This window comes from Sulfuricurvum sp. (assembly GCF_023229695.1).
Lineage (GTDB): Bacteria > Campylobacterota > Campylobacteria > Campylobacterales > Sulfurimonadaceae > Sulfuricurvum.
Genome location: NZ_JALNYS010000030.1, coordinates 1 through 6,401 on the forward strand (window position 1 = coordinate 1; position 6,401 = coordinate 6,401).

The window sequence follows — 6,401 nt, forward strand, 5'->3', positions numbered from 1 at the left end:
GTGTGATCATTCTGTTTTTGTTCGGATTCTCCTTTCTCCTAAAACGGATCGCAAAACGCTATATTACCGATAATGAGCGGTTTTATACCGCCAATAAAATCGTCACCTTTATCAATGTCACGTTTATTATTTTGATCCTCCTGTTTAGTTACATCGACAATGTCGGGTATCTTGCCACGGTGCTCGGATTTGCCTCAGCCGGTCTTGCGATCGCTATGCGAGACTGGTTTATGTCGATTCTGGGATGGCTCGTCATTATCGTAGGGGGGGCGATTCATGTCGGAGACCGAATCCGTGTCGAGAAAGACGGAATGGTCTATGTGGGGGACGTACTGGATATTTCCCTGCAAAGGATCACGATCATGGAAGACGTGACGCTGACAACCGTCGAACAGAACCGCCGGGGGGGGAGAATTATTTTTGTTCCGAACAATTATATTTTTACTTCGTTAATTGCCAACTATACCCATGGAGCCCTCAAAACGGTGTGGGACGGAATTGACATAATGATCACCTTTGATTCCAACCACAAAAAGGCGGCTCACATTGTCAAAGAGATTTGCCGAAAATACTCCAAAGGGTACACCGACATCACCCGTAAACAGCTCAATAAGCTGCGTGACCGCTACAGTTTGAAAAATACGAATGTCGAACCGCGTGTGTTTACCTTTATTGAATCGAATGGAATGAAAGTGAGTGCGTGGTACCTTACCAATGCCTATGCGACACTGACGTTGCGCAGTACGATCTCCGCCGAGATTGTGGATGCCTTCAATGCGGAACACGATATTACGATCGCCTATCCGACCCAAACGTTTTATACCGGACGGATTGTTAAAAAACAGCCTCCCCCAATGGAAGAATCATGAAACAAAAAGTTTATTTTAAAACCTTCGGCTGCCGGACCAACCTTTTTGATTCGCAGGTGATGATGAGTGCCCTCAAAGATTACGACGTGACCGAAGATGAGTCGCAAGCCGATATCGTGGTCGTCAACTCCTGCACCGTGACCAACGGTGCCGACGTGAGCGTTCGCGGATACATCAACCAGATTGAGCGGCAAGAGAAAAAAGTGTTTTTGACCGGATGCGGTGCCCATACCAAAGGGGAGAGCCTTTTTGGAGCGGCAAAAGTACACGGAGTATTCGGACAATCGGAAAAAATGAAGATCAATACTCTGCTGTCGCAAGAGAACCGGTTTTATGAAATCGGGGATCTCAATTACATCGATGATGCAATTGTCGATGAATTTGTCGGAAAATCACGCGCCTTTATCAAAATACAAGAGGGGTGCAATTTTCGGTGCAGTTACTGCATTATCCCCTATGTACGTGGGGATGCGCGGAGTATGGACGAAGCGAAAATTCTTGAACAGGTGAATCGTCTGGCCGGCAACGGATTCGGGGAATTTGTTTTGACCGGGACCAACGTGGGGAGCTACGGTCAGGGTGAAGGGCACAGTATTGCGGAACTGATGAAAAAAATGGCGCGGATCCGCGGTGTCCGTCGTATTCGTGTCGGGAGCTTGGAACCGATTCAGATTAACGAGTCGTTTCGTGAAATTTTGGATGAGCCGTGGCTCGAACGCCACCTTCATATTGCGATTCAGCACAGCTCCAACACGATGCTCAAAATTATGAATCGCCGTAACCGCTTTGAGAGCGATGCAGAACTTTTCGGAATGTTACACGCAAAAGGGTTTGCCCTCGGGACCGATTTTATCGTCGGTCATCCGGGAGAGAGCGATGCGTTATGGGATGAGGCGATGCGCAATGCGGCGCAGCTGCATCTGACCCATATCCACCCCTTTACCTTTTCTAAACGCGACGGTACCCCCTCGGCGACGATGAAGCCTGAGGTAAACGGTACCGTGGCAAGCCGTAGAATGGGAGAGCTGAACGCTATGATCGCCTCCAATAATCTGGAATTTCGACGGAACATCACGACGCCGCTTGAGGTATTGATCGAATCGGAATCGGACGGGTCGTACATCGGGTATGATCAGTTTTATAACAAAGCCGTTATTCAGTCAAACGAAGATCTCAGCGGAAACTGGATTACATTGGAACACTATGAGGTATACAATGAATATAACATGGCCAAATTTTAACCGTAAGAATCTGAAATTAAACCGTAATCAGCTGATTTTTGCCTTCTCCGGAGGAATCCTTCTGGTGTTGCTGCTGTATGCGCTTTTGCGTGACGGCGTTGCGACGATAACTCTCAATGAAGCGATTAAGCTGATCGAATCCGATCAGATCGAAAAAGTCGTTGCGGATGAGGGGTATACGTACTTCTCTACCAAAGAGGCGGGTGTGGTCAAAATCGCTACCTCGCAACTCCCCTCGGAATTGACCGCCCATTTAAAAATTGAGCCGAAAGGGGGATCGAGATGGGGATGGATTTTTCTGTTTCTGATTGTTTTCGGAACCGGCGGTTATTGGGTCTGGAAAACCAAACTCGGATTTTTGGATACGGATGGGTCTGAACCGCTAGTGACAAAAGCGATCGACACCGAAGCGCCCTCCGGCAGTATCGTTCCGGTGAAATCCAATGTTCGCTTCAGCGATATCGGCGGTATCACAGACGTTAAAGAGGAACTAGAAGAGATTATCGATTTCCTCCGCAATCCCAAACGCTACTACAGCTTCGGTGCACGAATGCCGCGAGGAGTATTGCTGGTCGGCCCTCCGGGGGTCGGAAAAACGATGATTGCCAAAGCGGTTGCCGCCGAGGCGGATGTCCCCTTTTTCTACCAAAGCGGAGCCTCTTTTGTTCAAATTTATGTCGGTATGGGGGCGAAGCGGGTCAGTGAACTCTTTTCGGCTGCCAAGAAAAATGCCCCATCGATTATTTTTATCGATGAGATTGATGCCGTCGGTAAAAAACGTGACGGCGGCCGAAATGATGAACGGGAAGGGACCCTTAATCAATTGCTGACGGAAATGGACGGATTTGAGGAGACCAGCGGGATTGTCGTTATTGCCGCGACCAACAATATTGAAGTGATGGACAATGCTCTGTTGCGTGCCGGGAGATTTGACCGGCGAATTTTTGTTGAACTTCCGACCGCAGCCGAACGGATTGCGATACTTGAGAAATATTTGCGAAATATACCCCATGAACTTGATATTGATGAAATCGCCAGAATGACGGTCGGCTTTAACGGTGCCGCTCTGGCAGCCTTGGTCAATGAAGCGGCATTGCTCTGTTTGCGTCAGCATGAGTTACAGGTGACGCACGAACATTTTTTAGCCGTCAAAGATAAAGTGATCTTCGGTAAGAAAAAAATAGCGATGCTGACTCCCGAGCAGCGCTTGTATCATGCACGATATCAGGCCGGGAAAGTTTTTGCGGCGACGTGGTTTGATCTGCCGTACGAGAAGATCACCCTTAGCAACGATCATATTACCCCGCCGACTGCACAGCCGCGTCTCAAACACGAGCTTGAGTCCCATGTCCGGATCCATTTGGGTGGGATCGTAGCGTGCGATCTTCGTTTCAAAGAGCACGCTTCGAACGCCTCGCACGATTTGAAACTGGTGTACGAAATGGTCCACTCTATGGTATACGAATACGGTATGGGACAATCACTGATCCCCTCTTCCGACGATGAACGGTGGCTCATTGATCGTCTCTATCAGGAGACGATGACCCTTTTAACCCGTCATCAGAGTGCTCTCAACGCGATTGAAGAGATTCTAAATGAATACGAACAGATATCCAAAGCATTGGCACAGGTAACCATTCATGATTTTTCATAGCGGGTTTTCCCTGTGCAACGATCACCCTTTTTTTACCCCTTTTTTTAAAAGGAGCGATTATACCGTTGCCGGATTTAGTTACGGAGCGATCAAAGCGGCGCGTTACGCCGCAGGAGCCGAGGAACGGATCGATACCCTTCAGCTTTTTTCCCCCGCTTTTTTTCAGACCAAAAAAGAGTCATTCCGGCGGCTTCAGATGGGAGCCTATCTCAACGATCCCATCGGCTATACCGGAAAATTTATCGAGAGCTGTTTTGCCCCGTGCCCGGTAGGGGAAGTTGCGCTTGACCCTGACGCAAACGAGCATCAATTGCGTGAACTGCTCTATTTTGTGTGGGACGATACGCTGATGCAGACGATTAAAACCAAAGGGATACGGATCGAAGTCTACCTCGGTCTTGAAGATCGTGTGATCGATGTGGCCGGAGCGAGAGAGTTTTTTATCCCCTACGCCACGGTAACATCGATCAACCGCGCCAACCATTTTTTAGAGGAATGTTTGTAAAAATGGGTGAAAATAAATACCTTTTTATCTCAAAATTTAGAAACGGAAGTTTTGGAGTTTAAAGAAGCAAAGAATGGTTACGATTTTGACTCTTTGGGTGAATATTTTAGTGCTCTTTCGAACGAAGCCAACCTCAAAGGGCATGATGAAGCATGGCTCATTTTTGGTGTAAAAGACAAAGACAAAAGTATCGTCGGGACGCAATTTCGCCATGATCAAGCGAAGCTCCACAGTCTAAAAGCAGAAATCGCCAATCACATAACGAACCATATCACCCTTAAAGAGATTCATGAAGTCAAAAACGGATAAAGGGTGTGTGGTCATGATGAAAAACGGAAGTGGGGTTTTAACCCCGCAAAAAGAGAAGATGGAGGGAGCCAATGTGACACTAAAGTCCAACTTCCGAAGAGATTGCAATTTAGGTGGGACTGAAGTCCCACTTCCAATCGGAACTGACACTTCAGTGTCGGAAAGTAATGTAGGCGGCGGCGGGGTTAAAACCCCATTTCCGAGAAAGTATACTCATTTGCCACATATTGATTTGAAAGGGTATTATCAGTTTGTGACATTTAGAACATTTGAGAGTGTTGATGAATTTGTGCGGAAGTGGGATTTTAGTCCCGCTATGAGCAATAAAGAAAAACAACAAAAGATAGATGAATATTTGGATGTATCTATCAAAGGGGCTTACCTTAAAAATGATATTTTGAAATATTTATTTGACTTTTTAATCAGTAATGATAAAAAGCTTTATGAGCTTGTAGCATTTTGTGTTATGAATAATCATGTGCATATTCTTTTTAAACCATTGGAAAGTTTGAGTAAGGTTATGCAGATGATTAAAGGTGTAAGCGCTAAAAAAATCAATGAGCTTTTAGGTAAAAATGGAAAGTTTTGGGCTGATGATTATTACGATAAAGCAATTAGGAATGAAAATCATTTTTTGGTGGTGTATGAGTATATTAAAAATAATCCACTGAAAATAGGTGAGATAAACAATAGCGAGGCTAAAGCCTCACTTCCGAATGGGACTAACACTTTAGTATTGGAAAATAATATAGGCGGGGTTAAAACCCCACCCCCGAGATTTTATGGAGTTTTTGAATGACTAATTTAACCACCACTGATACCGTCTCAAATAAAATTCACACCATTCGAGGGCTTCAAGTAATGCTCGATAGAGACTTGGCGGAGCTGTATGGAGTAGAGACAAAAAGAATAAACGAAGCGGTAAGCAACAATCACGATAAATTTTTAGATGATTTTTATTTTGAACTTACTGATAATGAGTTTGAAGATTTGCGGTCGAAAATTTCGACCGCAAATTTTGCCAAAACAAGAACAAACCCAAAAGTTTTTACCGAACAAGGTATTTATATGTTGGCGACTATCTTAAAAAGTAAGGTTGCTTCGCAAGTTACGGTATCAATCATAAGAACTTTTGCAACTATGCGAAAATTTATCTCGCAAAATAGTGGTATGTTTGAACGATTTGAAAGAATTGAACAAAGATTATCGATTCATGATAAAAATTTTGACAAACTTTTTGAAGCCCTTGAAGATAAAACCTTAAAACCATCTCATGGGATATTTTTCGACGGACAAATTTACGATGCGTATGTGTTCGTCAATGATTTGTTCAAAAGTGCGAAAAATGAAATCGTGCTGATCGACAACTACATCGACGATAGTGTTTTTACCCTCTTTAGTAAATACCCTAATCTAAAAATCAAAATCTATACCCAAACCATTAGCAAACAACTAGCTCTCGATTATCAAAAATGCCAAGCGCAATATCAGAACATAGAACTTTTAGAGTTTAAAAATACCCATGATAGATTTTTGATTATCGATAGTTCACAAATGTACCACATCGGAGCAAGTCTCAAAGATTTGGGTAAAAAATGGTTTGCATTTTCGAAATTTGAGATGGATGCTTTAGAGATTTTGGGGAGATTAAGATGAGAATCCAAATCTCTAAAACACAAAAAATTTAGCCGTTTTTTAGCTATTTTTTCTCACTCCACGACAGTATAGGAACGAAAATGGCTTAGAGAGTTGAAAAAGTGAGTTTGAGTGGAACATTTAGATCGGATGCAGAAAGTGTTTGAGCAATATTATGACTGGAGTTA

7 protein-coding genes are annotated in these 6,401 nt (G+C 44.2%); all 7 read left to right on the forward strand.

Annotated features, from left to right (window positions below; all coding sequences use genetic code 11):
* Positions 1-869: mechanosensitive ion channel domain-containing protein (locus M0P91_RS14835; protein WP_295069198.1), on the forward strand; the 869-nt coding region annotated here is incomplete at its 5' end.
* Positions 866-2,110, forward strand: coding sequence for a tRNA (N(6)-L-threonylcarbamoyladenosine(37)-C(2))-methylthiotransferase MtaB (gene mtaB / locus M0P91_RS14840; protein ID WP_295069201.1), 1,245 nt, complete (start codon positions 866-868; stop codon positions 2,108-2,110). The genes M0P91_RS14835 and mtaB, both read left to right, overlap by 4 nt.
* Positions 2,085-3,764 carry an AAA family ATPase gene (locus tag M0P91_RS14845; RefSeq protein WP_295069203.1) on the forward strand — a complete coding sequence of 560 codons (1,680 nt, stop codon included), beginning with the start codon at positions 2,085-2,087 and terminating at the stop codon, positions 3,762-3,764. The genes mtaB and M0P91_RS14845 overlap by 26 nt, the downstream gene beginning before the upstream one ends.
* A complete protein-coding gene (gene bioV, locus M0P91_RS14850; protein ID WP_295069206.1) occupies positions 3,751-4,269 on the forward strand; it encodes a pimelyl-ACP methyl ester esterase BioV in 519 nt (172 codons plus the stop codon). Before M0P91_RS14845 ends, bioV begins: the two co-directional genes overlap by 14 nt.
* A 51-nt stretch (positions 4,270-4,320) precedes the next feature.
* The gene (locus M0P91_RS14855) at positions 4,321-4,578 is read left to right on the forward strand and encodes an ATP-binding protein (RefSeq protein WP_295069209.1); all 258 of its coding nucleotides are present in this window, start codon (positions 4,321-4,323) and stop codon (positions 4,576-4,578) included.
* Positions 4,559-5,377 carry a transposase gene (locus tag M0P91_RS14860; protein WP_295069212.1) on the forward strand — a complete coding sequence of 273 codons (819 nt, stop codon included), beginning with the start codon at positions 4,559-4,561 and terminating at the stop codon, positions 5,375-5,377. Before M0P91_RS14855 ends, M0P91_RS14860 begins: the two co-directional genes overlap by 20 nt.
* Complete coding sequence (locus tag M0P91_RS14865; protein ID WP_295069214.1) at positions 5,374-6,234, forward strand: ORF6N domain-containing protein; 861 nt, start codon at positions 5,374-5,376, stop codon at positions 6,232-6,234. Before M0P91_RS14860 ends, M0P91_RS14865 begins: the two co-directional genes overlap by 4 nt.
* The last annotated feature ends 167 nt before the right edge of the window (positions 6,235-6,401 follow it).